This window comes from Nocardioides zeae (assembly GCF_030818655.1).
Taxonomy (GTDB): Bacteria; Actinomycetota; Actinomycetes; order Propionibacteriales; family Nocardioidaceae; genus Nocardioides; species Nocardioides zeae_A.
Genome location: NZ_JAUTAN010000001.1, coordinates 1285755 through 1309750 on the forward strand (window position 1 = coordinate 1285755; position 23996 = coordinate 1309750).

The following is a 23996-nucleotide window of genomic DNA, read 5'->3' on the forward strand; positions in this document are numbered from 1 at the left end:
CGGCGAGGAGGGCAGCAGTGGCACGACGGGCGCTCGGCCGACCGTGGCTGGGTGCTGTGCTCCTGCTCGGGCTCCTCGCCGGCTGCGCCGACGCCGGTACGCCGCGGGCGGACCCCTCCGCGGATTCCGCGGCGCCGACCGCGACGGACGCCACCGCCTCGGCCGGCACCGACCCGCAGGGCGACCTGGCGCGCCTCGCGGAGGGCGCCGCCGGCGACGTGCCGACCGTCGCCGTGAGCCCGACGCGGGACCCGGCCGAGGCCGTGCTCGGGGGTGACGTCTCGTGGCCGCAGTGCCCCCGCGGGATGGGCATCCCGGAGAAGCGCACGCTCGGCATGCCGATGCCGCTCGACGCGGCGGAGTACGTCGTGGTCGGGCTGACCAACGGCCCCGGCTTCCACGCGAACCCGTGCCTCGCCGACCAGCTGGCCTGGGTGGCGGACCGGCACCTCCTCGGCGCGGCGTACGCGGTCGCGAGCTTCCCCGACGACGCCACGGTCGCCGCCCACGGCGCCGCCGGTCCCTGGGCCGGGGGAGCGGAGCTCGACCGGCTGCGCAACACGGGCTACGCGCAGGGCCGGTTCAACGTGGCGTCGTTGCGCGACACCGGGTTCACGACACCGGTGGTGTGGATCGACGTCGAGCCCGTGCCCGACTTCGCCTGGAGCGACGACCCCGTCGCCAACGCCGCGGTGGTGGAGGGCGTCGCCCGGGCCTACACCGACGCGGGCTACGCCATCGGGGTGTACTCCACGCCGTACCTGTGGGAGCAGGTCGTCGGCGACCTCGCCCTCGGGATACCGGAGTGGCGCGCCGCCGGCCACACCTCGCGCGACGAGGCGCTCGAGCGCTGTGGTCCGGACTGGTCGATCCAGGGCGGACCGGCGGTGCTGGGCCAGTGGGTCGAGGCCGACCGCGACCAGAACGTCACCTGCCCCGGCGTCGCCGCCGAGCTCGAGCGCTGGTTCCACCAGTACTGACCCCGATCGATCCCGACCGACCGACCGTGACTGATGCAGGAGGACGCGTGACCGACCCCGACGGGTTGATGCGGCTCTACACGCCCTACCGGATGGCCTACATCGCCGGTGGCGAGCCGGCCGCGGGTGCGCCCGACGCCGCGGCCGACGCCGCGCCCGACGCCGACGCCGGCGACGCGGAGGCGGCACCGCCCACCAGCGAGCCGGCGGGCTGCCCGTTCTGCCGGATGGTGGCCGGCACGGCGACGGGTCCGGACCTGGTGGTGGCCGAGGGCGAGACGGCGTTCGCGGTGCTCAACCTCTACCCCTACAACCCGGGGCACCTCATGGTGCTGCCGCGCCGCCACGTCGCGGACTACGTCGACCTGACCGACGCCGAGACCGTCGAGGTGGCGGCCATGACGAAGGCGGCGATCCGGGCCGTGCGCGCGATCGCGACGCCCGACGCCTTCAACGTCGGCCTCAACCTCGGCTCGGCGGCGGGCGGGTCGCTGGCCGCCCACCTGCACCAGCACGTGGTGCCGCGGTGGTCCGGTGACGCGAACTTCATGACGGTGCTGGGCGGCACCAAGACGCTGCCGCAGCTGCTCACCGACACGCGCGACCTCCTGCGGGACGCGTGGTCGGCGTGAGCGCCCCCGACCCCGACGACGTCCGGCTCGCAGGGGCGCTCGTCCGCGAGGCGGGCTCGCTCGCGGCTCGGATGCGCGCCGACGGGGTCGAGGGCCTCGGCGTCGAGCAGAAGACCTCGGTCTCCGACGTGGTGACCGCGGCCGACCGGGCGGCGGAGGAGCTGGTCGCCCGACGGCTGTCGGAGGAGCGCCCGGACGACGGCGTGCTGGGGGAGGAGGGGGTCGACGAGCCCGGCACGAGCGGGCGGCGCTGGGTCATCGACCCGGTCGACGGCACCTACAACTTCCTCTCCGGCCTCACCTGGTGGTGCTCGGCGGTGGCGCTGCTCGACGGCGACGAGTTGGTGCTCGGCGCGATCTACCACCCCCACGACGACGCGCTCCACCTCGGCGGGCCCGGCCTGCCGAGCACGCGCGACGGCGTGCCGATCGGGCCGCTCCGCGACGTACCGCTCGCGCGCACCAGCATGGCCACCTACTTCGCCCCCGGCGACCTGGCGGCGAGCGCGGGCGCGGGCGCGGCGTTCTACCGCGCCGCGGGCAGCGCCGCGGCGGTCCGCATGCTCGGCTCCGGCAGCATGGACGCCACCGCGGTCGCCCAGGGGCAGGTCGGGCTCGTGCTCCAGCACTCCGTGCCCCCGTGGGACGAGCTCCCCGGCGCCGCCCTCGTGCGGGGCGCGGGCGGCACGACGCAGCGGGTGCGCCACGAGGGCCTCGAGTGGTACGCCGCGGGGGCGCCCACCGCCGTCGCCCAGGCCTGCGCGGCCCTGGTGGACGGGGCCGACGGGTGATCGTCCGGCGCTGGTGATGGCCTAACCTGCCACCACCATGCTCGAGCGCTTCCGCGGGTTCTGGACCCGCCTCCTCTCGCCCGTCGCCCGCTTCCTCATCCGCCGCGGTGTCAGCCCCGACGCGGTGACGCTCGTCGGCACCCTCGGGGTCTGCGCGGGCGCCCTGGTCTTCTTCCCGCAGGGCCACCTGCTGGCCGGCGTCCTCTTCATCACGGCCTTCGTCTTCTCCGACCTCATCGACGGGTTCATGGCGCGCGAGACGGGTCGCACCAGCAAGTTCGGTGCGTTCCTCGACTCCACGCTCGACCGCATCGGGGACGGCGCGATCTTCGGGGGGCTCGCCCTCTACTGGGCCGGTCCGGGGGACTCCGACCTCTACCTGGTCCTCAGCCTCGTCTGCCTGGTCATGGGCAGCGTGACGTCCTACGCGCGGGCCCGTGCCGAGGGCCTGGGCTACCAGGCCAAGGTCGGCATCGCCGAGCGCAGCGACCGCCTCGTCTCGATCCTCGTCATGACCGGGCTCGGCGCGCTGCTCGGCCTCCCGATCCTCCAGCAGGTCACCCTGTGGGCCCTGGCGGCGGCGAGCACCGTGACCGTCGTGCAGCGCATCTGGGTGGTCCGCCAGCAGGCGATGGACGAGCACGACGCAGCGGCCGGAGGTGCCTGAGCGCACCTGCGGCCGAACGTGACACTCTGAATGTTACATAACCCTTGACATCGTCCGGGCCGCGACGCAGGCTGGTGCGACCGGGTGGTTCTCCGCCACCCCCGCGCCGGTCACGACGCGGTCCGCGACGACGAGGAGGGCACCATGTCCGCCCAGGCCCACGAGCTGCACGAGGTCGACGAGACGCGAGGGACGGCCGCCACCGAGCCGCGTTCCCGGCTCGAGCTCATCGACTGGAACGAGCCGGAGGTGCCCGACGGCCTCACCGACGCGGAGTACGACGAGGTGCTGCACCGGCTCTCGGTCGCGTCCGTCGAGCGCCACTTCGACGCCTTCGCCGACATCGACTGGGACCACCCCGACTTCGAGGTGCGGGCCGACGACCCGCGGTGGGTGCTCCCCGACGTCGACCCGGTGGGCCGCCACCCCTGGTACAAGGCGCTGCCGCTCGAGGAGCAGATCCGGGTGGGCCAGTGGCGCTACGCCAACATCTTCAAGGTCGGCCTGCAGTTCGAGAACATCCTGATCCGCGGGATCATGCAGTACGTCTTCACCGCCGAGAACGGCTCGAAGGAGTACCGGTACCTCACCCACGAGGCGACCGAGGAGTGCCACCACACGCAGATGTTCCAGGAGGGCGTCAACCGGATGGGCGTGGACGCCCCCGGCATGCCCCGCTGGCTGCGCGCGGTCGCGTGGGCGCTCCCGCTGGCCGCGAGCAAGGTGCCGCTGGCGTTCTTCATCGGCGTGCTCGCCGGCGAGGAGCCCATCGACCACACGCAGAAGGCGCTGCTCCGCGAGGACGTCGACGTCCACCCGATGATCAAGCGCATCATGCAGATCCACGTGGCCGAGGAGGCGCGGCACATCTCGTTCGCGCACGAGTACGTCAAGCGCAACGCCCCCCGCGTCGGCCCCGTCGACCGCTTCCTCGTATCGGTCGCCTTCCCCATCATCATGCGGGTGCTCGGCGACGCGATCCTCGTGCCGGTCAAGGAGTTCCAGCAGGAGTTCTCCATCCCCGACCAGGTGATCGACGAGCTGTTCTGGGAGTCGCCCGAGTCGAAGGTGTTCCTCAGCGAGCTGTTCTCCGACGTGCGGATGCTCGCCGAGGAGTCGGGTCTCATGACCCGCTTCTCCCGTCGGATCTGGCGAGCGCTGGGCATCGACGGTCGCCCGTCGCGCTACCGCAGCGAGCCCGCCGTGAAGTTCGCCTGAGCCCCTCGCGCGCCAGGACCGCCCTCCCGACACCCACCCTCCCGACACCCCACCCTCCCGACACCCCACCCTCCCGACACCCCGCCCCGCGGCGGCGCCGACCTGCGTCGGCGCCGCCGCGTGCCGCTCCCGAGGCCGGAGAACCCCATGCCCCACGTCGTGACCCGATCCTGCTGCGGCGACGCCTCCTGCGTCTTCGCGTGTCCGGTCAACTGCATCCACCCCACGCCCGACGAGCCGGACTTCGCGACGGCCGAGATGCTCTACGTCGACCCGGTCGCCTGCGTCGACTGCGGGGCGTGTGTCTCCGCGTGCCCGGTCGGGGCGATCAAGCCGCACACCAAGCTGACGGACGCCGAGCTGCCGTTCCTCGAGATCAACCAGCTCTTCCACACGCCGCCGGCACCGCGCCCGGTCCAGGCACCGCTCCGCACGATCGCCCGCACGGACCCCGCGCGGGGCGGGCTGCGGGTCGCGATCGTGGGCTCCGGGCCGGCGGCGCTGTACGCCGCGGACGAGGTGCTCAAGCAGGACGGCGCCCGGGTCACCGTCGTGGACCGGCTCCCGACGCCGTACGGGCTGGCGCGGGCCGGTGTCGCGCCCGACCACCCGGACACGCGCGCGGTGATCGGTCTCTTCCGGGAGATCGAGCGCCAGCCCGGCTTCTCCTACGTGCTCGGTGCCGAGGTGGGCACGGACCTGACCCACGACGACCTCCTGGCACACCACCACGCGGTGCTCTACGCCACCGGTGCGTCCCTCGACCGGCGGCTCGGCGTGCCGGGTGAGGACCTGCCCGGCAGCGGCACGGCGACGGCCTTCGTGGCCTGGTACAACGGCCACCCCGACCACACGGAGCTCGACGTGCCGCTCGACGCCGAGCGGGTCGTCGTCGTGGGCAACGGCAACGTCGCGCTCGACGTGGCGCGGATCCTCGCCACCGACCCCGAGCGCCTGGCCGGCACCGACATCGCCGACCACGCCCTCGCCGCCCTGCGCGAGAGCAAGGTGCGCGAGGTCGTGCTGGTGGCTCGCCGCGGGGCCGGGCAGGCGGCGTACACGCTGCCCGAGCTGACCGGGCTCGCCATGCGCGACGACATCGACCTCGTCGTCGAGGGGGGCCTGCGCCTCGACGACGAGACGCTGCGGCGACGGGCCGCGGGCACGCTGGAGCCCATGCTCGAGCAGAAGCTGCGCGTGCTCGAGCAGCTGCCCGAGCCGCGCGGGGCCGGGCGACGTCGGGTGGTGCTGCGGTTCGGCGCATCCCCCGTGCGCGTGCTCGGCGAGGGGGCCGTGACGGGGCTCGAGCTCGTCGAGAACGACCTGGTCCTCGACGCCGACGGCAACGTGCGTGCCGTGGCCACCGACCGCACGAGCCTCCTCGACGCGGGCCTGGTGCTCCGCTCGGTCGGCTACCGCGGCCGCCCAGTGGCCGGCGTCCCGTTCGACGAGGTGTCGGCCACGATCCCGAACCGGGCCGGCCGCGTCGTCGACGCGGCGGGCACCGCCGTGCCGGGCACGTACGTCGCGGGGTGGGTCAAGCGCGGCCCGTCGGGCTTCATCGGCACCAACAAGAGCGATGCCGAGGAGACGGTCGCCCACCTCGTCGACGACTTCAACGCGGGGGCGCTCCCGGACCCGGCGCGGGCACTGACGTCGTTCGCGGCGCTCGTGCGGCAGCGGGTGCCCGGCGCGCTCGACCTCGACGGCTGGCGCGCCGTCGACTCCTACGAGCGGGCGTGGGGGGCGGAGCACGGTCGGCCGCGGCGCCGTCTCGTCGACCGGGCCGACATGGCCGAGGTCGTGCGGGTGGCCGCCGAGCGGCGTCGGCAGGAGGAGCTGGACCGGGCCCGGCGCACCCGCAGCGTGCCGTGGCGCCGGTCCGAGGGACGGGCGCCGACGGGACCTGTCACCCCTCGGCTCTAGGGTTCCGCCCATGACGAGCACGGAGAACAGCGGCACCCCCTCGAGCACGGGCACCTCCCGCGTGAAGCGCGGCATGGCGGAGATGCTCAAGGGTGGCGTGATCATGGACGTGGTCACGCCGGAGCAGGCGAAGATCGCCGAGGACGCCGGCGCGGTGGCGGTGATGGCGCTCGAGCGGGTGCCGGCTGACATCCGTGCGCAGGGCGGGGTGTCGCGAATGAGTGACCCCGACATGATCGACGGAATCATCGAGGCGGTCTCGATCCCCGTGATGGCCAAGGCCCGGATCGGGCACTTCGCCGAGGCGCAGGTGCTGCAGTCGCTCGGGGTGGACTACATCGACGAGTCCGAGGTGCTGACGCCGGCGGACTACGCGAACCACATCGACAAGTGGCAGTTCACGGTTCCGTTCGTGTGCGGGGCGACGAACCTGGGCGAGGCACTGCGGCGCATCACCGAGGGCGCGGCGATGATCCGCTCCAAGGGCGAAGCCGGCACGGGCGACGTGTCCAACGCGGTGATGCACATGCGCACGATCGGTGGCGAGATCCGACGGCTGGGTGCGCTGACCCCGGACGAGCTCTACGTCGCGGCCAAGGAGCTGCAGGCGCCGTACGAGCTGGTGGCGGAGGTCGCGGCCAGCGGAAAGCTCCCGGTGGTGCTGTTCACCGCCGGCGGCATCGCGACGCCCGCCGACGCGGCGATGATGATGCAGCTGGGCGCCGAGGGCGTGTTCGTGGGCTCCGGCATCTTCAAGTCGGGTAACCCGGCGCAGCGTGCCGAGGCGATCGTGAAGGCGACGACGTTCCACGACGACCCCGACGTGGTCGCGAAGGTGTCGCGCGGGCTGGGTGAGGCGATGGTCGGGATCAACGTCGAGGAGATCCCGCAGCCCCACCGCCTCGCCGAGCGCGGTTGGTGACGTCCGCGAGGATCTCCGGGTGATCTGGCTCGGCCTCCTCCTCTTCCTCGCTCTCCTCCTCGGCTGGGTCGTCTGGCTCGTCCGGCGCCTGGCCGTCGCCCCGCGCTGGGACGAGGTGCTGCCCGCGGGGGCGGCGCGGTGGGTGCGGCGCGGTGCCGGTGCCGTCGTCGTGGTGGGCACCGTGCTCCTCGTGGTCGCCGAGGTGCTCCAGCGCCTGGTCGACCCCGCGCCGTGGCGGCCGCTCCTCTGGCTGGGTCTCACCTGGGTGTCGGTGGTCTGGTACCTGACCCTCGCCCTCGCGCTCGTGGCCCTCGTCTGCGGCGTGCTGCGCCTGCTGCGGCGGCCGGCGTGGCGGGACGCGGTCGCGCGGGTGGGGGCGGTGGGCGCCGTCGTCCTCGCCCTGGGCGTCACGGGCTACGGCCTCGTCGAGGCGGGCGACGTCCGCACGAGCGAGGTCGAGGTGACCGTCGACGACCTCGACCCGGGCCTCGACGGGCTGCGCATCGCCCTCGTCACCGACCTCCACGTCGGCCCCGTGCGGGACACGGACTTCGTGGCCTCCGTCGTCGACCGCGTGCAGGACGCCGACGCCGACCTGGTCGTCCTCGGCGGCGACTACAGCGACGGCCTCGAGCGCCACGTCGGGCCCTACCTCGATCCCCTCGGGGAGCTGGACGCGCCGTTCGGGGTCGTGGCGGTGACCGGCAACCACGAGTTCATCAACGGCGACGCCGACGAGGTCATGGCGCGGCTCGAGGGCCTCGGCGTCACCGCGCTCCGCAACGAGCAGGTCGTCGTCGAGCGGGACGGTGCCCGGCTCGTGGTGGCCGGGGTGCACGACGCGGTGGGCGAGGGCGACGACGCCCCCGACCCCGATGCGGCGCTGGAGGGCACGAGCCCGGACGACGCGATCCTCTACGTGGCGCACGAGCCGTCGCAGGTCGAGGGCGGTCGGGGGATCGACGTGCAGATGTCGGGGCACACGCACGGCGGCCAGCTGTGGCCGTTCGGCTACCTGGTGCGGCTCGACCAGCCGGCGTTGGCCGGCGTCGACGACGTCGAGGGCGTGCAGGTGGTGACGAGCCGCGGGGCCGGGGCGTGGGGCCCGCCGGTGCGCGTGGCCGCCCCGCCGGAGGTCGTCGTGGTGACGCTGCGCGCGGGGTGAGCGTCCCAGCGGGTGGGCGGGCGGTGCCGCGCGCGGGCCGGCGGCTACCGTCACCCCTCGTGTCCCGCCCCACCGCGCCGTACGTCGGCGTCCTCGCCCTCCAGGGAGACGTGCGGGAGCACGTCGCCGCCCTCACGGCGCTCGGCGTCGCCGCGGGCCCGGTGCGCCGGCCCGCGGAGCTCGACCGCTGCGACGGCCTCGTGCTGCCCGGCGGCGAGTCGACGACGATCGGCCGCCTCGCCCGGCACTTCGACATGCTCGCCCCGCTGCGCGCGTACGTCGCGGCCGACCGCCCGGTGCTCGGGACGTGTGCCGGGATGGTGCTGCTGGCCGACCGGGTGCTCGACGGCACCCCCGCCCAGCAGGACGGCAGCGAGATGGTGGGCGGCCTCGACGTGACGGTCCGGCGCAACGCGTTCGGGCGCCAGGTGGACTCGTTCGAGACCCCGATCCTGCTCCACGGCGCGGAGGTGCCGGTGCCGGGCGTGTTCATCCGCGCCCCCTGGGTCGAGTCCGTCGGACCGGGGGTCGAGGTGCTCGGACGGGTCGAGGCGTCCCCGGCGCAGGGCGACGCCGCAGGTAGGATCGTCGCGGTCCGGCAGGGCGCCGTGCTCGCGACGTCGTTCCACCCCGAGATCGGGGAGGGCGGCGGATCGGTGGTGCACCGCCTGCTCCTGGACGTGATCGACGAGGCGGCGAGCGCCGCTCGAGGCAGCTGAGAAGAAGAGGTAGCGCATGTCCGGCCACTCCAAGTGGGCGACCACGAAGCACAAGAAGGCCGCGATCGACGCCAAGCGCGGCAAGCTGTTCGCCAAGCTCATCAAGAACATCGAGATCGCGGCCAAGATGGGCGGCCCCGACCTGGGCGGCAACCCGACGCTCTACGACGCCGTGCAGAAGGCGAAGAAGCAGTCGGTCCCCAACAAGAACATCGACGCCGCGGTCAAGCGCGGCGGCGGTCTCGACGGCGGCGGCGTCGACTACGAGACGATCATGTACGAGGTCTACGGGCCGCAGGGCGTGGCGCTCCTCGTCGAGTGCCTCACCGACAACCGCAACCGCGCCGCGATGGAGGTCCGCACCGCGGTGACCCGCAACGGCGGCACGATGGCCGACCCCGGCTCGGTCTCCCGGCTCTTCCAGCGTCGCGGCGTCGTCGTGGTCGCGAAGGAGCAGGACGGGAAGGTGGTCTCGGAGGACGAGGTCATCGAGGTCACCCTCGACGCCGGTGCCGACGAGGTCGCCGACCACGGCGACACCATCGAGGTGCAGTCGGAGCCCGGCGACGTCGTCGCGGTCCGCACCGCGCTGCAGGACGCGGGCATCGACTACGACTCCGCCGAGGTGCAGTTCGTCGCGACGATGGACATCCCGGTGACGGAGCCCGAGGCCGCCGGCAAGGTGTTCCGGCTCGTGGACGTCGTCGACGACCTCGACGACGTGCAGAACGTGTTCACCAACGCCGACATCCCCGACGAGGTCATGGAGCAGGTCGACGCCTGAGCCGGGTCCCCGACCGCCCCGGCGCGTCGGCCCCCGCGTCGGGCCCCGCAACGGATAGCGTGCGCGGCTAGAACAGGCGTTCGACGTCGAGGGAGAGTGGCATGCGCGTGCTGGGGATCGACCCCGGTCTGACTCGGTGCGGCGTGGGCGTCGTGGAGGGCCGGCTCGGCCGTCCGCTGACCCTCGTGGACGTCAACGTGATCCGCACGTCGGCGAGCGTCCCCGTGCCGGAGCGCCTCGTCACGATCGAGCGCGGCGTCGAGGCGTGGATCGAGGAGCACCGGCCCGACGTGGTCGCCATCGAGCGCGTCTTCGCGCGGTCCGACGTCAGCACGGTCATGGGGACGGCCCAGGCGAGCGGCATCGCGATGGTGGTCGCCGCGCGCCGGGGGATCACGGTCGCGCTGCACACCCCCAGCGAGGTCAAGGCGGCCGTCTCCGGCAGCGGCCGGGCCGACAAGGCCCAGGTGGGGGCGATGGTCACCCGGATCCTGCGGCTGGACGCGATGCCGAAGCCGGCCGACGCGGCCGACGCGCTGGCGTTGGCGATCACGCACATCTGGCGCGGCGGGGCGCAGGAGCGGCTGGAGGCGGCGACCGTCGTCGCCGCCCGGGCCGCCGGAGCCGGCGGGACCACCGGGACCACCGCACCGAACAGGTACGCCGCGGCCGTCGCCGCGCACGGGAGGCAGGGCATGAGCGGGAGGAAGCAGCGATGATCGCGTTCGTGCGCGGTGAGGTCGCCGCCGTCGGGCTGACGTCGGCGGTCGTGGCCGTCGGGGGGATCGGGCTCGAGCTCCAGTGCACGCCCGGCACGCTGGCCACGCTGCGGCGCGGCGAGCAGGTCACCCTGCCGTCGACCCTCGTCGTGCGCGAGGACTCGCTGACCCTCTTCGGCTTCCTCGACGACGACGAGAAGCAGGTGTTCCAGCTCGTGCAGACCGCGTCGGGCGTGGGTCCCAAGGTCGCGCAGGCGATGGTCGCCGTGCTGCGGCCCGACGAGCTGCGGCGCGCGGTGCGCGACGAGGACGTCAAGACCCTCACCCGCGTGCCCGGCATCGGCCCGAAGGGCGCCCAGCGCATCATCCTCGAGCTCAAGGACAAGGTCGGCGTCGCCGGCACCGCTGCCACCCTGCCCGACGGCACCACGACGGGCGCCGCGGGCTGGCGCGAGCAGGTGCACGGCGGCCTGGTCGGTCTCGGCTGGACCGCCAAGGAGGCGGAGAAGGCCGTGGAGGGCGTCGCGCCCCAGGCCGGGGACGCTCCCGACGTCGGCGCGCTGCTGCGCGCCGCGCTGCAGTCGCTGAGCCGGGCCTGAGCGGCACGCGATGACGTACGACGACGAGCTCGCCGCCGCCGAGGAGCTGCACCTGCGGTCGCTGGTGGCCGCGGAGGCGGACGGTGACGAGCGGGCGGTCGAGGCCGCCCTGCGTCCGCGCACGCTCGACGAGGTGGTCGGCCAGGTGCGGGTGCGCGAGCAGCTCGGCCTGGTGCTCGAGGCCGCACGCCGCCGGGGCCGCACGCCCGACCACGTGCTGCTCTCCGGGCCGCCGGGGCTCGGCAAGACGACGCTCGCGATGATCATCGCCGCCGAGATGTCGGCGCCGCTGCGCCTCACGAGCGGCCCGGCGATCACCCACGCCGGCGACCTCGCGGCGATCCTCTCCGGCATGAACGAGGGCGACGTCCTCTTCGTCGACGAGATCCACCGCATGTCGCGCCCGGCGGAGGAGATGCTCTACATGGCGATGGAGGACTTCCGGGTCGACGTCGTCATCGGCAAGGGCCCGGGGGCGACGGCCATCCCGCTGGAGATCCCGCCCTTCACCCTCGTCGGCGCGACGACCCGCGCGGGCCTGCTCCCCGGGCCGCTGCGGGACCGCTTCGGCTTCACGGCCCACCTCGAGTTCTACGAGCCGGACGACCTGGACCGCATCGTCCGGCGCTCGGCGGGGCTGCTCGGCTGCGAGGTCGAGCTCGACGGCACGGCGGAGATCGCCTCCCGCTCCCGCGGGACGCCGCGCATCGCCAACCGCCTGCTGCGGCGCGTGCGCGACTACGCGCAGGTGCGCGCCGACGGCGTCGTGACCCGCGCGGTGGCGCAGGCCGCGCTCGACCTCTACGAGGTGGACGCCTCCGGGCTCGACCGCCTCGACCGTGCGGTGCTCGACGCCCTCTGCCGACGGTTCGGCGGGGGACCGGTGGGGGTCTCGACCCTCGCGGTCGCCGTGGGCGAGGAGCGCGAGACGGTCGAGGAGGTGGCGGAGCCGTTCCTCGTGCGCCAGGGTCTCCTGGCCCGCACGCCGCGGGGCCGCGTGGCCACCCCGGCCGCGTGGGCCCACCTCGGGCTGCGGCCGCCCGCCGGGGCCGGGGCCGACCCGGTCGACGCCCCCCTCTTCGAGCGCTGACCCCGCGGGTCGGCGCCCCGGGGCGAGGTCCGGATAGGATCGGCCCCGCCTCCGGGCTCCACGTCGTCGATCGGAAGAGACCCTTCTCTCGTGTTCGAGCTGCTGTTCCTTGTCGTCATCGTCTTCTTCTTCTGGCTGGTGCTGATCCGCCCCCAGCAGCGCCGCGCCAAGGCGCAGCTCGAGCTCCAGCGGTCCCTCGAGGCGGGCCAGCGGGTCATGCTGACGAGCGGCGTCTTCGGCACGCTGGTGGGCGTCGAGGGCGGTGACAACGTCACCGTCGAGATCGCCCCCGGTGTCGTCGTCGAGGTCGTCCGGGGCGCGGTCGCCGTCGTGGTCCCCGAGGCCGCGGACGAGCCGGCGGCGACCCCGACCGACGCCGACGCGGTCGTCGACCTCGACAAGCGGGCCGACGAGAGCTGAGATGAGCGCGGTCGCGTCCCGCGGCTCCCGCGGCGCCGTCCTCTACGCGCTGCTGCTCCTCACGACCATCGGTCTGCTGCTCCTGACAGCGACCTGGACGCCCCGCTGGGGCGTCGACGTGCTGGCCGGCACACGGGTGGTCGTGACCCCGGCGGACCCGGACGCGACCGACGCCGACCTCGACGCGACCGCCGCCGAGCTCCAGTCGCGCGCACGGGCGGCCGGCGCCCCCGGCGCGACCGTACGACGCGGCAGCGACGGGTCCTTCCTCGTCGCCCTCCCGGGACGCCCCGACGACCGGGTGCTCGACGCGCTCCGCTCCAACGACCAGGTCGCGCTCCGCGGCGTGGCGGCCGTGGGACTCACGCTCCCGAGCCTGCCGCCGCCCCCGTCCGGGGCCCCGATTGCTCCGCCGACCGCCGACCTCGCCACGCCCGACGGGTCGGCCGCGGCCTGGACCCTCGCCCCGGACGACGGCTGGCCCGCCGCCCTGGCCGCCCTCCGGTGCGACGACCCGGCGACCGCCGGCATGCTCGCCCAGCAGGACGCCGACCCCCGGCGTCCACTGCTCGCCTGCGACCCCACCGGGGTGCCCCTGCTGCTCGGGCCCGCCCTCGTCACCGGCACCGCCGTCGACGACGCTCGTGCGGAGCTGGACGCCGGGACCTGGGCGGTGGACCTCGACCTCGAGCCCGGCGCGGCCGCGATCGTCGCCGCCGCCGTCACGGAGCTGATGCCCGTCGCGGAGCAGCGCGTGGCCGTGGCAGCCGAGGACGAGCCCGACGGGTCCACCGGGTCCGAGGGTTCCGAGGAGTCCGGCGCGCCGGACGACGAGGGCGACGGCAGCGACCAGGACGAGGGGCCGCCCCTGCGCGTGCTCGCGGTGACCCTCGACGCCGACCTCGCCGCCGTGGGTGACGCCGGGGTCGGCGGGCTCGCCGACCCCGACGGCGGGGACGGCGGGGACGGCGAGGACGGCGCGACGGGCACCTCCCCGGAGGGCGTCGTCGCGGTCGCCGACCCCACGCTCGACCAGCGCTCCGCCGCGGACGTCGCCACCCGGGTGCGGGACGGCGCGCTGCCCGCCGCCGTCGACGAGGTCTCCGTGGTGCGGCTCGGCTCCACGCTCGACCGCGACGAGGGCTCGCACGCGGCGGTCGCGGCCCTGGTCGGGCTCCTCGGTGCCGTCCTCGCCGCGCTGGCGCTCCTCCGCCGCCGCGCCCTGCTGCCCGTCGCGGCCGTCGTCGGCACCGGCGCGCTCGCCGCTCCCGGCCTTCTCGTCGCCGACCAGGTCGTCGGCCTGGCCCTGTCCCTGCCCGTCGTCGTCGCGACCCTCGGCGCCCTCGGCGTCGCACCGTTGCTCGCGATCGGGATCCTCGTGGTCCAGGAGCGCGAGCTGCCGGGCCGCACGCCGGAGTCGGCGGCGGCCCGCGCCGGCGCCGAGGTCTGGCGACGGTGGTGGCCGTCCGTCGCCGCCGGCGTCGTCGGTGCGGCCCTGGTGCGGACGTCCGCCGGTGACCTCGTCGGCGACGTCGCCGTCGCGGTCGGCACCGTCCTGCTCGCCGCGCTCGTCACGGGCCGGACCCTCGTGCGTTCCGGCGCCGTGCTGCTGGCCGGCGCGGCGGGGGAGGGCCGCGCGGCTGCGGCGCCCACCGCCTCCGCCACCACGCCCGCCACCGCGCCCGGCGCGGGAACCGCGCGTCCGGCACCCCTCGTGGTCGCCGCACTGGGGGTCGTGGGTGCCATCGCGATCACCGGCCTCGTGGTGCGCGGTGTCGCCTCCGACCCGGCCTTCACCGCCGGGGAGGAGCACCTCGTCACGGTCAGCGGTGACCCCGTCGACGCGCGGGGCGCGGTGCGTGACGCCGCGCGGGACGCGGGCGTGGCCGTCTCGTCGCTGCGCGACGCGGGGGAGAGCACGGTCCTCCTCACCACGCCCACGCTCACGGAGGCCGAGCGTGCCGACCTCGTCGGCGCCGTCGGCGCCGTGCCCGTGGTGACGGGACCCGTCACCACCAGCCGTTTCGACGCCGCCGGGTCGACCCGCGCGTGGCAGGTGGGTGCCGCGCTGCTCGGCCTCGCGCTGCTGGGCGGCGTGGTGCTCGGGCGCCGTCTCATCGCCGGGCCTCTCCGCCTCGTGCCCGTGGTGCTGGCGGCGACCGCGGTCGACCTGCTCCTGGGCCTCGGCCTGGCGTCCTGGGTCGGCGTGACCTGGTCGCCCGCCACGCTCGCCGCCCTCGGCGTCGTCGCCGTCGTCGGGGTGACCACCCACCTGGCCGTCGTCGCCGACCGGGCGAGCGGCGCGCGGCTGGCTCCGCGGTACGTCGCGGGCAGCCTGCTGCACCTCGTTCCCCTCGCCGCCGTCGTGGTCGCCGCGCCCTCCGTCCGCGGGCCCTTCGCCGTGGTGCTCGCCGGTCTGGCCGTCGCGCTCACGAGCGCGCTGTGCCTGACGGCCGCGGCGGCCGGAGCCCCCGCCGCCGCTCCCGGCGGAAGTCCCGCCGTACCCCCGTCCCGTCCCGACCGAGAGGTGCCCGTCCCGTGATCCCCGTCCCCGGCTCGACCCCCACCCGCGACGAGCGGATCGCCGCTGGCGCCGCAGCGGTCGCCGCCTTGCTCGTCGACGTGCCCGACTTCCCGGAGGCCGGGGTGGTGTTCAAGGACGTCACCCCGCTCCTCGCCGACGCGGCGGGCTTCGCCGCGACGGTCGCCGCGCTCGCGGAGGCGGGTCGCGGCGACGACGGGTCCGTGGTCGTCGACAAGGTGGTCGGCATGGAGGCCCGCGGCTTCCTGTTCGGCACGCCCGTCGCCCAGGCCCTCGGCGTGGGCTTCGTGCCCGTGCGCAAGGCGGGCAAGCTGCCGCGGGAGGTGCACGAGCAGTCCTACGCGCTGGAGTACGGCGAGGCGACCCTCGCCGTGCACGTCGACGGCGTGGCGCCGGGGGAGCGCGTGCTCGTCGTGGACGACGTCCTCGCGACCGGCGGGACCGCCGTCGCCACCCGGGCCCTCGTCGAGCGGTGCGGTGCCCAGGTGGTCGGCTTCGCGCTCCTCCTCGAGCTCACGTTCCTGCCCGGCCGCGCGGCGCTCGGCGAGACGCCGGTGCTGACGCTGCACCAGGTGTGAGGTGGGGCGACGCGGTGGGTGGTGCTCGCTGCCGGGTCCGGGGACGTGGTGTCGGTGCCAGCGCCTAGACTGGCGAAGGTGAGCGACGAGCGGGCGGGCAGCACGGGCGCAGAGGTCCGTCCGCGGGACGACGACGCCGCGGTCCCGGGCGACGCTCCCGATGCCGACGGCGACGACGCCGGTCGGGCCGCCTGGTTGCGCACCCGGCGCCCCACGCCGGGTCGCGACGTCGCGACCGCGCCGACCCGGAGCACCGAGGCCGTGACCTCCGCCCGCAGCATGCGAGCGCGGCTCGCGCGGATCGGCACCCGGAGCCAGCCCGGCAACCCCGTGCTCGACCCGCTGTTCCGCGCCGTGCGCGCCAACCACCCCAAGGCTGACCTCGCGCTCCTGGAGCGGGCGTACCTGACGGCCGAGCGGATGCACGGCACGCAGATGCGCAAGAGCGGTGACCCCTACATCACGCACCCGCTCGCCGTGACGACGATCCTCGCCGAGATCGGCATGACGGAGCCGACGCTGGTGGCGGCCCTGCTCCACGACACCGTCGAGGACACGCCCTACACGCTGGACGAGCTGCGCGCCGACTTCGGCGACGAGGTCGCGCTGCTCGTCGACGGCGTGACGAAGCTCGACAAGGTGCAGTACGGGGACTCAGCGCAGGCCGAGACCATCCGCAAGATGATCGTCGCGATGTCGCGCGACATCCGCGTGCTCGTCATCAAGCTCGCCGACCGGCTGCACAACATGCGCACGCTGCGCTACGTGAAGCAGGAGACGCAGGAGCGCAAGGCCCGCGAGACCCTCGACATCTTCGCGCCGCTCGCCCACCGCCTCGGCATGAACACGCTGAAGTGGGAGCTGGAGGACCTGGCGTTCGCGACGCTGCACCCGAAGATCTACGACGAGATCGTGCGGCTCGTCGCCGACCGGGCGCCCTCGCGGGACCAGTTCCTCGCCGAGGTGATCGCCCAGGTCACGGCCGACCTGAAGGACGCGAAGATCAAGGCGACCGTCACGGGACGGCCGAAGCACTACTACTCGATCTACCAGAAGATGATCGTCGGCGGCCGCGAGTTCACCGACATCTACGACCTGGTCGGCATCCGCGTGCTCGTCGAGGAGGACCGCGACTGCTACACGGTGATGGGCACCGTGCACCAGCGCTGGAACCCGGTGCTCGGCCGGTTCAAGGACTTCATCGCGATGCCGAAGTTCAACATGTACCAGTCGCTCCACACCACCGTCATCGGCCCGCAGGGCAAGCCGGTGGAGATCCAGATCCGCACGTTCGCGATGCACAAGCGGGCGGAGTACGGCGTGGCGGCGCACTGGAAGTACAAGGAGGACAACCGCGCCGGGGTGGACACCGACCGGCTCGGCGACCCCGACGACATGAACTGGGTGCGCCAGCTGCTCGACTGGCAGTCGGACGTCGAGGACCCGAGCGAGTTCCTCGACTCGTTGCGCTACGAGATCAACCGCGCCGAGGTCTACGTCTTCACCCCGCGCGGCGACGTCATCGCTCTCCCGACGGGTGCCACGCCGGTCGACTTCGCCTACGCGGTGCACACCGAGGTGGGCCACCACACGATCGGCGCGCGCGTCAACGGTCGCCTGGTGCCGCTCGAGTCCACGCTCGACAACGGCGACGTCGTCGAGGTGTTCACGTCGAAGGCGCAGACGGCCGCCCCGTCGCAGGACTGGCTGACCTTCGTGAAGTCGCCGCGGGCGCGCTCCAAGATCCGCGCGTGGTTCACCAAGGAGCGCCGCGAGGAGGCGATCGAGCGCGGCAAGGACCAGCTCGCGAAGCTGATGCGCAAGGAGGGCCTGCCCCTCAAGCGCCTCATGTCGGCGGAGACGCTGCGGCTCGCGGCCGTCCACTTCAAGCTCGACGACATCACGGCGCTCTACGCCGCGGTGGGCGAGGGGAACCTCTCCGCCCAGGCCGTCGTACGCCGCGTGATCGACCTCCACGGCGGCGAGGAGGGGGCACGGGAGCACGCGGCCGAGGGCGTCACGATCACCTCGCCGCGGCGGGCCCGCAAGGTCACGCCCAGCAGCACCGAGTCGGGCGTCATCGTGCGCGGTGTCGCCGACGTGTGGGTCAAGCTCGCCAAGTGCTGCACGCCCGTGCCGCCCGACCCGATCCTCGGCTTCGTCACCAAGGGCGGCGGGGTCTCGGTGCACCGGCAGGACTGCACCAACGCCGGCAACCTGCAGGGCCAGCCGGAGCGGCTCGTCGAGGTGGAGTGGGCGCCGACCGCGCAGTCGACCTTCCTCGTCAACATCCAGGTCGAGGCGCTCGACCGGGCGCGGCTGCTCTCCGACATCACGATGGTGCTGTCGGACGCCCACGTGAACATCCTCAGCGCGACGCTGAGCACCACCCGCGACCGGGTGGCGAAGAGCCGGTTCACGTTCGAGATGGCCGACGCGAAGCACCTCGACACCGTGCTCCGCGCCGTGCGGACCGTGCCGGGCGTGTTCGACGCCTACCGCGTGACGCAGTAGCCCGACCCACGAGACCGGCCGGCATCTGCTGGTCGACCCCCGCGCGGCGGAAGAAAACGCGGACCCGAAAAAGAAAACGCGGACCGGCTGCGCCTCTGGAACGATCCAAGCCGGGCTTCGGAGACCCGCGGTCCGCGTTTTCCTTCCCCGGAGGGGCCTCGCCCGGGACCGCGCCCTTCCGCGGTACCGCCCGAACCGGCCACGAGGACCGGGCACGAACGACCCCGGCCCCGCACCTGGACGACGGTGCGGGGCCGGGCTCGTGCGCGGCGTACGGGGTCGGTCAGCCGAAGTCCGCCGACGCGCGCCGCGCGGCGTCGAGGAACATCTGCCGCGAGGCGAGGTTGCCCTCGAGCTCGGTGACCTTCTTCTGGTTGCCGGCGGCGCGCGCCTGCTCGAGCTCGGCCTCGACCTCGGCGATCGCGGACTCGAGCTTGGTGATCACGTCGTTGGCACGGGCCGACTTCTCGGGGTCGGACCGGCGCCACTGCTCGTCCTCGACGCCCCGCAGCGCCTGCTCGACGCGGCGCATCCGGCCCTCGAGGTCCTTCATGCGCTCGCGGGGCACCTTGCCGGCGGCGTCCCAGCGCTCGGCGAGATCGCGGAACGTCCGCTTGGCGGCCTCCAGGTCCTGCACGGGCACGAGGGCCTCGGCCTCGACGAGGATCTGCTCCTTGACCTCGGCGTTAGCGGCGAACTCGGCGTCCAGCTGGGAGTTCGCAGCGTCCCGGGCACCGAAGAACGCGTCCTGCGCGCCGCGGAAGCGACGCCACAGCGCTTCGTCCACGTCGCGCGGCGCGGGACCGGCCGCCTTCCAGTCGCGCATGAGGTCGCGGTAGCGACCGGCGGTCGGGCCCCACTCCGTCGACGTCGAGAGCGCTTCCGCCTCGACGACGAGGCGCTCCTTGACGGCGCGGGCGCCCTCGCGCTTCTCGTTCAGCTGGGCGAAGTGCGACTTGCGGCGCCGCGTGTACGCCGTCCCGCGCGCCCGAGAACCGGCGCCACAGCGTGTCGTCGGAGGTGCGGTCGAGCCGGGGGAGCGCCTTCCACTCCTCGAGCAGGTCGCGCAGGCGGTTGGCGCCGTTGCGCCAGTCGTCGCCCTCGGCGATCGCCTCGGCCGCGCTGGCGATCCGCTCCTTCTCGCCGCGGGCCGCCGCCACCTTCTCGGCGCGCTCCGCCTTCTTGGCCTCGCGCTGCGCGTCGATGGTGGTGGTGATCTTCTCGAGCCGCGCCAGCAGGCTGGCGAGGTCGCCCACGGCGTTCGCGTCGGTGACCGCGGACCGGACCTTCTGCACGGAGGCGGCGGCGTCCTCGGGACCGACCGCTCCGCCCGAGATCCGCTGCTCCAGCAGGTCGACCTCGAACTTCAGTGCGTCGTACCGGTCCGTGAAGAACTTCAGCGCCTCCGCGGGCGAGCCCTCCGGGTACTGCCCCACGGCACGTTCCCCGTCGGAGGTGCGCACGTAGACCGTGCCGTCCTCGTCGACTCGTCCCCACTCATGACCCGTCACGTGGTCGTCCTCTTCGCTCGCTGGCCGCTGGCCGCAGCCGCTGCGTCGGGGGGTGTGCCCGTCCGTGCGACTACCGGGGCCCATGCTAGTCAGAAGCGCCGAAGTGCGGGGGCACGAACCCACTCGGTACTGTGCTCCGGTGTTCATCGCCGGATTCCCCGCAGGCTCGTGGGGCACGAACTGCTACGTCGTCGCGACCGGCAAGGGCACGGAGTGCATCGTCGTCGATCCCGGTCAGGACGCCGCCTCGGGCGTCGAGCAGGTCGTGGCCGAGAACCGGCTCAAGCCCGTCGCGGTGCTGCTGACCCACGGCCACATCGACCACATGTGGTCGGTGACGCCGGTGGCGGGCGCCTACGACGCGACGGCCTGGATCCACCCGCGGGACCGGCACCTGCTGAGCGACCCGATGGCCGGCATCTCCCGCGAGAGCGCCGCGATGCTCCTCGGCGGCCGGCACGAGTTCGTCGAGCCCGACGACGTCGCGGAGCTCGCGGACGGCCAGGCGCTCGAGCTGGCGGGCCTCACCTTCACCGTCGACCACACGCCGGGCCACACGGCCGGCTCCGTCACCTTCCGCACGCCGTACGGCGCGGCGGCGGGCCAGCCGGAGATCTCGGAGGTCATGTTCGCGGGCGACCTGCTGTTCAAGGGCTCGATCGGACGCACCGACCTCCCCGGCGGCGACCATCCGACGATGCTGCGCACGCTGGCCAGCAAGGTGCTGCCGCTGGCCGACGACGTCGTGGTGCTGCCCGGCCACGGCGAGCAGACCTCGATCGGTCGCGAGCGCGCCACGAACCCCTACCTGCTCGACCTCCTCGAGAGCGACGGCGACGGCACCCCGCCGGTGCGCCGCGGCCTCTGAGCGCTCGACCCGTCCCAGGAGACCCCACCCCATGAGCAAGCCCACCCCGCTGAGCGGGTTCCCCGAGCTGCTGCCCGCCCAGCGGGTCGTCGAGCAGCTCGTCGTCGACACCCTGCGCCGCACCTTCGAGCTGCACGGCTTCGCGGGCATCGAGACCCGCGCCGTCGAGCCGATGGACCAGCTGCTGCGCAAGGGCGACACCTCGAAGGAGGTGTACGTGCTGCGGCGCCTGCAGGCCGACGAGGCAGGCTCGGACGCCGGCATCGGGCTGCACTTCGACCTGACCGTGCCCTTCGCCCGCTACGTCCTGGAGAACGCCGGCAAGCTGGAGTTCCCGTTCCGGCGCTACCAGATCCAGAAGGTGTGGCGCGGCGAGCGGCCGCAGGACGGGCGCTACCGCGAGTTCACGCAGGCCGACATCGACGTCATCGGCCGGGACACGCTGCCGTTCCACCACGACGTCGAGGTCACCAAGGTGATGCTCGACGCGCTGCGCCGGCTCGCGCACCCCGACGTCATCGGCCTACCGGGCTTCCGCCTGCAGGTCAACAACCGGAAGCTCATCCAGGGCTTCTACCTGGGTCTCGGCCTGACGCAGGTCGACGAGGTCATGCGCCTCGTGGACAAGCTCGACAAGCTGCCGACGGAGAAGGTCGCGGAGCTGCTCGTCGCCGAGGCCGGGGCGACCCCCGAGCAGGCCGAGGCGTGCCTGCGCCTGGCGACCATCAAGGCCGAGGACGACTCGTTCGTCGAGCAGGTGCGCGCCCTCGGGGTGTCCCACGAGCTGCTCGACGAGGGTCTCGAGGAGCTGGCCACGCTCGTGCGCGGCGCCGCCCCGCTGGCCGACGAGCACGTGCGGATCACCGCCGACCTGTCGATCGCCCGGGGCCTCGACTACTACACCGGCACCGTGTTCGAGACGCGCCTCGACGGCTACGAGTCCATGGGCTCCATCTGCTCGGGCGGTCGGTACGACGCGCTCGCCTCCGACGGGCGCACGACGTACCCCGGCGTCGGGATCTCGCTCGGCGTCTCCCGCGTGCTGGTGCCGCTGCTGTCGCGCGGCGTCCTCACCGCGAGCCGCTCGGTGCCCAGCGTCGTGCTCGTCGCCCTCACCGACGAGGCCACCCGCCCGGCGAGCGACGCCGTGGCGGACGCGCTCCGGGCCCGCGGCATCGCCTGCGAGGTCGCCCCCACGGCGGCCAAGTTCGGCAAGCAGATCAAGCACGCCGACCGGCGTGGCATCCCGTTCGTCTGGTTCGTCGGCACCGACGAGCAGGGCGCGCCGACCCACCAGGTCAAGGACATCCGCGACGGGAACCAGGTGGACGCCGACCCGGCGGCCTGGACACCATCGACCGAGGACCTGCGTCCGCAGGTCGTCAGCCCCACCACCGAGGAGACAAGCTCGTGATCCGCACCCATGACGCCGGGGCCCTGCGCCCCGAGCACGTCGGCCAGACCGTCACCCTCGCCGGGTGGGTGGCCAAGCGGCGCGATCACGGCGGCGTGGCGTTCCTCGACCTCCGCGAGTCGACCGGCGTGGCCCAGGTCGTCGTGCGCGACGAGGAGGTCGCCGGCGGGCTCCGCAACGAGTACTGCGTCAAGGTGACCGGCGACGTCGCCCTGCGCCCCGAGGGCAACGCCAACCCCAACCTGGCGTCCGGCGAGATCGAGGTCATCGCGACCGAGGTCGAGGTGCTGTCGGCCGCCGCGCCGCTGCCGTTCCCGATCGACGACCACGTGGACGTCGGCGAGGAGGCGCGCCTGCGGCACCGCTACCTCGACCTGCGCCGTACGGGCCCGGGTCGCACGCTGCGCCTGCGCAGCGAGGTCAACCGCGCGGCCCGCGCGGTGCTCGCGGGTCACGACTTCGTCGAGGTGGAGACGCCGACCCTCACGCGCTCGACGCCCGAGGGCGCCCGCGACTTCCTGGTGCCCGCGCGGCTGCAGCCGGGCAGCTGGTACGCGCTCCCGCAGAGCCCGCAGCTGTTCAAGCAGCTGCTGATGGTGGCCGGGATGGAGCGGTACTACCAGATCGCGCGCTGCTACCGCGACGAGGACTTCCGCGCCGACCGTCAGCCGGAGTTCACGCAGCTCGACATCGAGATGAGCTTCGTCGAGCAGGACGACGTCATCGCCCTGGCCGAGGAGATCCTCACCGCGCTGTGGGCGCTCGTCGGGCACGAGGTGCCGACGCCGCTGCCGCGGATGACGTACGCCGAGGCGATGGCCCGGTTCGGCTCCGACAAGCCCGACCTGCGCATGGGGCAGGAGCTCGTCGAGTGCACCGAGTACTTCAAGGACACGACGTTCCGCGTGTTCCAGGCGGAGTACGTCGGTGCGGTCGTCATGCCCGGCGGTGCGTCCCAGCCGCGCAAGCAGCTCGACGCCTGGCAGGAGTGGGCGAAGCAGCGCGGTGCCCGTGGTCTCGCCTACGTGCTGGTGCAGGAGGACGGCGAGCTCACCGGTCCGGTGGCGAAGAACCTCTCCGACACCGAGAAGGCCGGCCTGGCCGCGCACGTCGGCGCCGTCCCCGGCGACTGCATCTTCTTCAGCGCCGGCGCCACGAAGCCGATGCGCGCCCTCCTCGGTGCCGCGCGCCTCGAGATCGGTCGTCGCTGCGGCCTGATCGACGAGGACGCCTGGAGCTTCCTCTGGGTCGTCGACGCCCCGCTGTTCGAGCCGGCCTCCGACGCGGTCGCCAGCGGCGACGTCGCCGTCGGTGCCGGTGCGTGGACGGCCGTGCACCACGCCTTCACCTCGCCGCAGGACGTCGAGGCCTTCGACGCCGACCCCGGCAACGCGCTGGCGTGGGCCTACGACATCGTCTGCAACGGCAACGAGATCGGCGGCGGCTCGATCCGCATCCACCGCGAGGACGTGCAGAAGCGCGTGTTCGCGATCATGGGCCTCGACGAGGCCGAGGCCGAGGAGAAGTTCGGCTTCCTGCTGGAGGCGTTCAAGTACGGCGCGCCCCCGCACGGCGGCATCGCCTTCGGCTGGGACCGGATCGTGGCGCTGCTCGCGGGCGTCGACTCGATCCGTGAGGTCATCGCGTTCCCGAAGTCGGGCGGCGGCTTCGACCCGCTGACCGCGGCCCCGGCCCCGATCACCCCGGCCCAGCGCAAGGAGGCCGGCGTCGACGCCAAGCCCGAGCCGAAGGCCGAGCCCGAGGCCTGATCCCTCGCCGAGTTTGGTCGAACGCCGCGGCGTTGACGTCGAGTTTGGTCGAACGCCGCGGCGTTGACGTCGAGTTTGGTCGAACGCCGCGGCGTGGACGTCGAGTTTGGTCGAAGCGTTCGACCAAACTCGACGCGTCTGCCGCGGCGTACGACCAAACTCGACGCA

The 23996-nt window shown here is 73.8% G+C and carries 21 protein-coding genes and 2 pseudogenes; 20 read left to right on the top strand and 3 right to left on the bottom strand.

Annotated elements, in window-relative coordinates; all coding sequences use genetic code 11:
- Window positions 1-17: 17 nt before the first annotated feature.
- The 17 genes from QE405_RS06170 to QE405_RS06250 all read left to right on the top strand — a co-directional run bounded on the left by QE405_RS06170 (window position 18) and on the right by QE405_RS06250 (window position 18266).
- Window positions 18-980 carry a hypothetical protein gene (locus tag QE405_RS06170; RefSeq protein ID WP_307199332.1) on the top strand — a complete coding sequence of 321 codons (963 nt, stop codon included), beginning with the start codon at window positions 18-20 and terminating at the stop codon, window positions 978-980.
- A 47-nt stretch (window positions 981-1027) separates the two neighbouring features.
- Window positions 1028-1612, top strand: coding sequence for an HIT family protein (locus QE405_RS06175; protein ID WP_307199333.1), 585 nt, complete (start codon window positions 1028-1030; stop codon window positions 1610-1612).
- On the top strand, window positions 1609-2403 hold the full coding sequence (locus tag QE405_RS06180; RefSeq protein ID WP_307199334.1) for an inositol monophosphatase family protein: 795 nt from the start codon (window positions 1609-1611) through the stop codon (window positions 2401-2403). The genes QE405_RS06175 and QE405_RS06180 overlap by 4 nt, the downstream gene beginning before the upstream one ends.
- 37 nt (window positions 2404-2440) lie before the next feature.
- A complete protein-coding gene (pgsA, locus tag QE405_RS06185; RefSeq protein ID WP_307199335.1) occupies window positions 2441-3070 on the top strand; it encodes a phosphatidylinositol phosphate synthase in 630 nt (209 codons plus the stop codon).
- Between the two features lie 144 nt (window positions 3071-3214).
- On the top strand, window positions 3215-4288 hold the full coding sequence (locus tag QE405_RS06190; protein WP_307199336.1) for an AurF N-oxygenase family protein: 1074 nt from the start codon (window positions 3215-3217) through the stop codon (window positions 4286-4288).
- 147 nt (window positions 4289-4435) lie between these two features.
- Window positions 4436-6214 (top strand): FAD-dependent oxidoreductase, encoded by a 1779-nt coding sequence (locus QE405_RS06195; protein WP_307199337.1) that lies wholly within the window; start codon window positions 4436-4438, stop codon window positions 6212-6214.
- 10 nt (window positions 6215-6224) lie between these two features.
- Window positions 6225-7136: a pyridoxal 5'-phosphate synthase lyase subunit PdxS gene (gene pdxS / locus QE405_RS06200; protein ID WP_307199338.1), complete on the top strand. Its 912-nt coding sequence runs from the start codon at window positions 6225-6227 to the stop codon at window positions 7134-7136.
- A 19-nt stretch (window positions 7137-7155) separates the two neighbouring features.
- Window positions 7156-8301 (top strand): metallophosphoesterase, encoded by a 1146-nt coding sequence (locus tag QE405_RS06205; RefSeq protein ID WP_307199339.1) that lies wholly within the window; start codon window positions 7156-7158, stop codon window positions 8299-8301.
- A gap of 59 nt (window positions 8302-8360) precedes the next feature.
- Window positions 8361-9020: a pyridoxal 5'-phosphate synthase glutaminase subunit PdxT gene (gene pdxT, locus QE405_RS06210; RefSeq protein ID WP_307199340.1), complete on the top strand. Its 660-nt coding sequence runs from the start codon at window positions 8361-8363 to the stop codon at window positions 9018-9020.
- 16 nt (window positions 9021-9036) lie between these two features.
- Window positions 9037-9804, top strand: a complete 768-nt coding sequence (locus tag QE405_RS06215; protein ID WP_307199341.1) for a YebC/PmpR family DNA-binding transcriptional regulator — start codon at window positions 9037-9039, stop codon at window positions 9802-9804.
- A 101-nt stretch (window positions 9805-9905) separates the two neighbouring features.
- Window positions 9906-10523: a crossover junction endodeoxyribonuclease RuvC gene (ruvC, locus tag QE405_RS06220; protein WP_307199342.1), complete on the top strand. Its 618-nt coding sequence runs from the start codon at window positions 9906-9908 to the stop codon at window positions 10521-10523.
- Window positions 10520-11122, top strand: coding sequence for a Holliday junction branch migration protein RuvA (gene ruvA / locus QE405_RS06225; protein WP_307199343.1), 603 nt, complete (start codon window positions 10520-10522; stop codon window positions 11120-11122). Before ruvC ends, ruvA begins: the two co-directional genes overlap by 4 nt.
- 10 nt (window positions 11123-11132) lie before the next feature.
- Window positions 11133-12212 carry a Holliday junction branch migration DNA helicase RuvB gene (ruvB, locus tag QE405_RS06230; RefSeq protein WP_307199344.1) on the top strand — a complete coding sequence of 360 codons (1080 nt, stop codon included), beginning with the start codon at window positions 11133-11135 and terminating at the stop codon, window positions 12210-12212.
- A gap of 90 nt (window positions 12213-12302) precedes the next feature.
- Window positions 12303-12632, top strand: a complete 330-nt coding sequence (yajC, locus tag QE405_RS06235; RefSeq protein ID WP_307199345.1) for a preprotein translocase subunit YajC — start codon at window positions 12303-12305, stop codon at window positions 12630-12632.
- Between the two features lies 1 nt (window position 12633).
- On the top strand, window positions 12634-15174 hold the full coding sequence (locus QE405_RS06240; RefSeq protein WP_307199346.1) for a hypothetical protein: 2541 nt from the start codon (window positions 12634-12636) through the stop codon (window positions 15172-15174).
- A 38-nt stretch (window positions 15175-15212) separates the two neighbouring features.
- Complete coding sequence (locus tag QE405_RS06245; protein WP_307205606.1) at window positions 15213-15752, top strand: adenine phosphoribosyltransferase; 540 nt, start codon at window positions 15213-15215, stop codon at window positions 15750-15752.
- Window positions 15753-16031: 279 nt separating this feature from the next.
- Window positions 16032-18266: a RelA/SpoT family protein gene (locus QE405_RS06250; RefSeq protein WP_307205612.1), complete on the top strand. Its 2235-nt coding sequence runs from the start codon at window positions 16032-16034 to the stop codon at window positions 18264-18266.
- Between the two features lie 283 nt (window positions 18267-18549).
- On the opposite strand, the gene QE405_RS20905 is transcribed toward QE405_RS06250, so the two are convergent.
- From QE405_RS20905 to QE405_RS20915, 3 genes and pseudogenes are all read right to left on the bottom strand, one after another.
- On the bottom strand, window positions 18550-19092 hold the full coding sequence (locus QE405_RS20905; RefSeq protein WP_373459446.1) for a DUF349 domain-containing protein: 543 nt from the start codon (window positions 19090-19092) through the stop codon (window positions 18550-18552).
- Window positions 19093-19113: 21 nt separating this feature from the next.
- Window positions 19114-19206 (bottom strand): annotated as a pseudogene (locus QE405_RS20910) (hypothetical protein); the annotation flags it as partial.
- 142 nt (window positions 19207-19348) lie between these two features.
- A pseudogene (locus tag QE405_RS20915) lies at window positions 19349-19924 on the bottom strand (hypothetical protein); the annotation flags it as partial.
- On the opposite strand from QE405_RS20915, the gene QE405_RS06260 reads away from it, so the two are divergent.
- Genes QE405_RS06260 through aspS form a run of 3 tightly spaced genes read left to right on the top strand, consistent with a single transcriptional unit; the run spans window position 19917 to window position 23828 of the window.
- The gene (locus tag QE405_RS06260) at window positions 19917-20645 is read left to right on the top strand and encodes an MBL fold metallo-hydrolase (RefSeq protein ID WP_307199347.1); all 729 of its coding nucleotides are present in this window, start codon (window positions 19917-19919) and stop codon (window positions 20643-20645) included. The pseudogene QE405_RS20915 and the gene QE405_RS06260 sit on opposite strands and share 8 nt — an antisense overlap.
- 31 nt (window positions 20646-20676) lie before the next feature.
- Window positions 20677-22059 carry a histidine--tRNA ligase gene (gene hisS, locus QE405_RS06265; RefSeq protein WP_307199348.1) on the top strand — a complete coding sequence of 461 codons (1383 nt, stop codon included), beginning with the start codon at window positions 20677-20679 and terminating at the stop codon, window positions 22057-22059.
- Window positions 22056-23828 (top strand): aspartate--tRNA ligase, encoded by a 1773-nt coding sequence (gene aspS / locus QE405_RS06270; protein ID WP_307199349.1) that lies wholly within the window; start codon window positions 22056-22058, stop codon window positions 23826-23828. Before hisS ends, aspS begins: the two co-directional genes overlap by 4 nt.
- The last annotated feature ends 168 nt before the right edge of the window (window positions 23829-23996 follow it).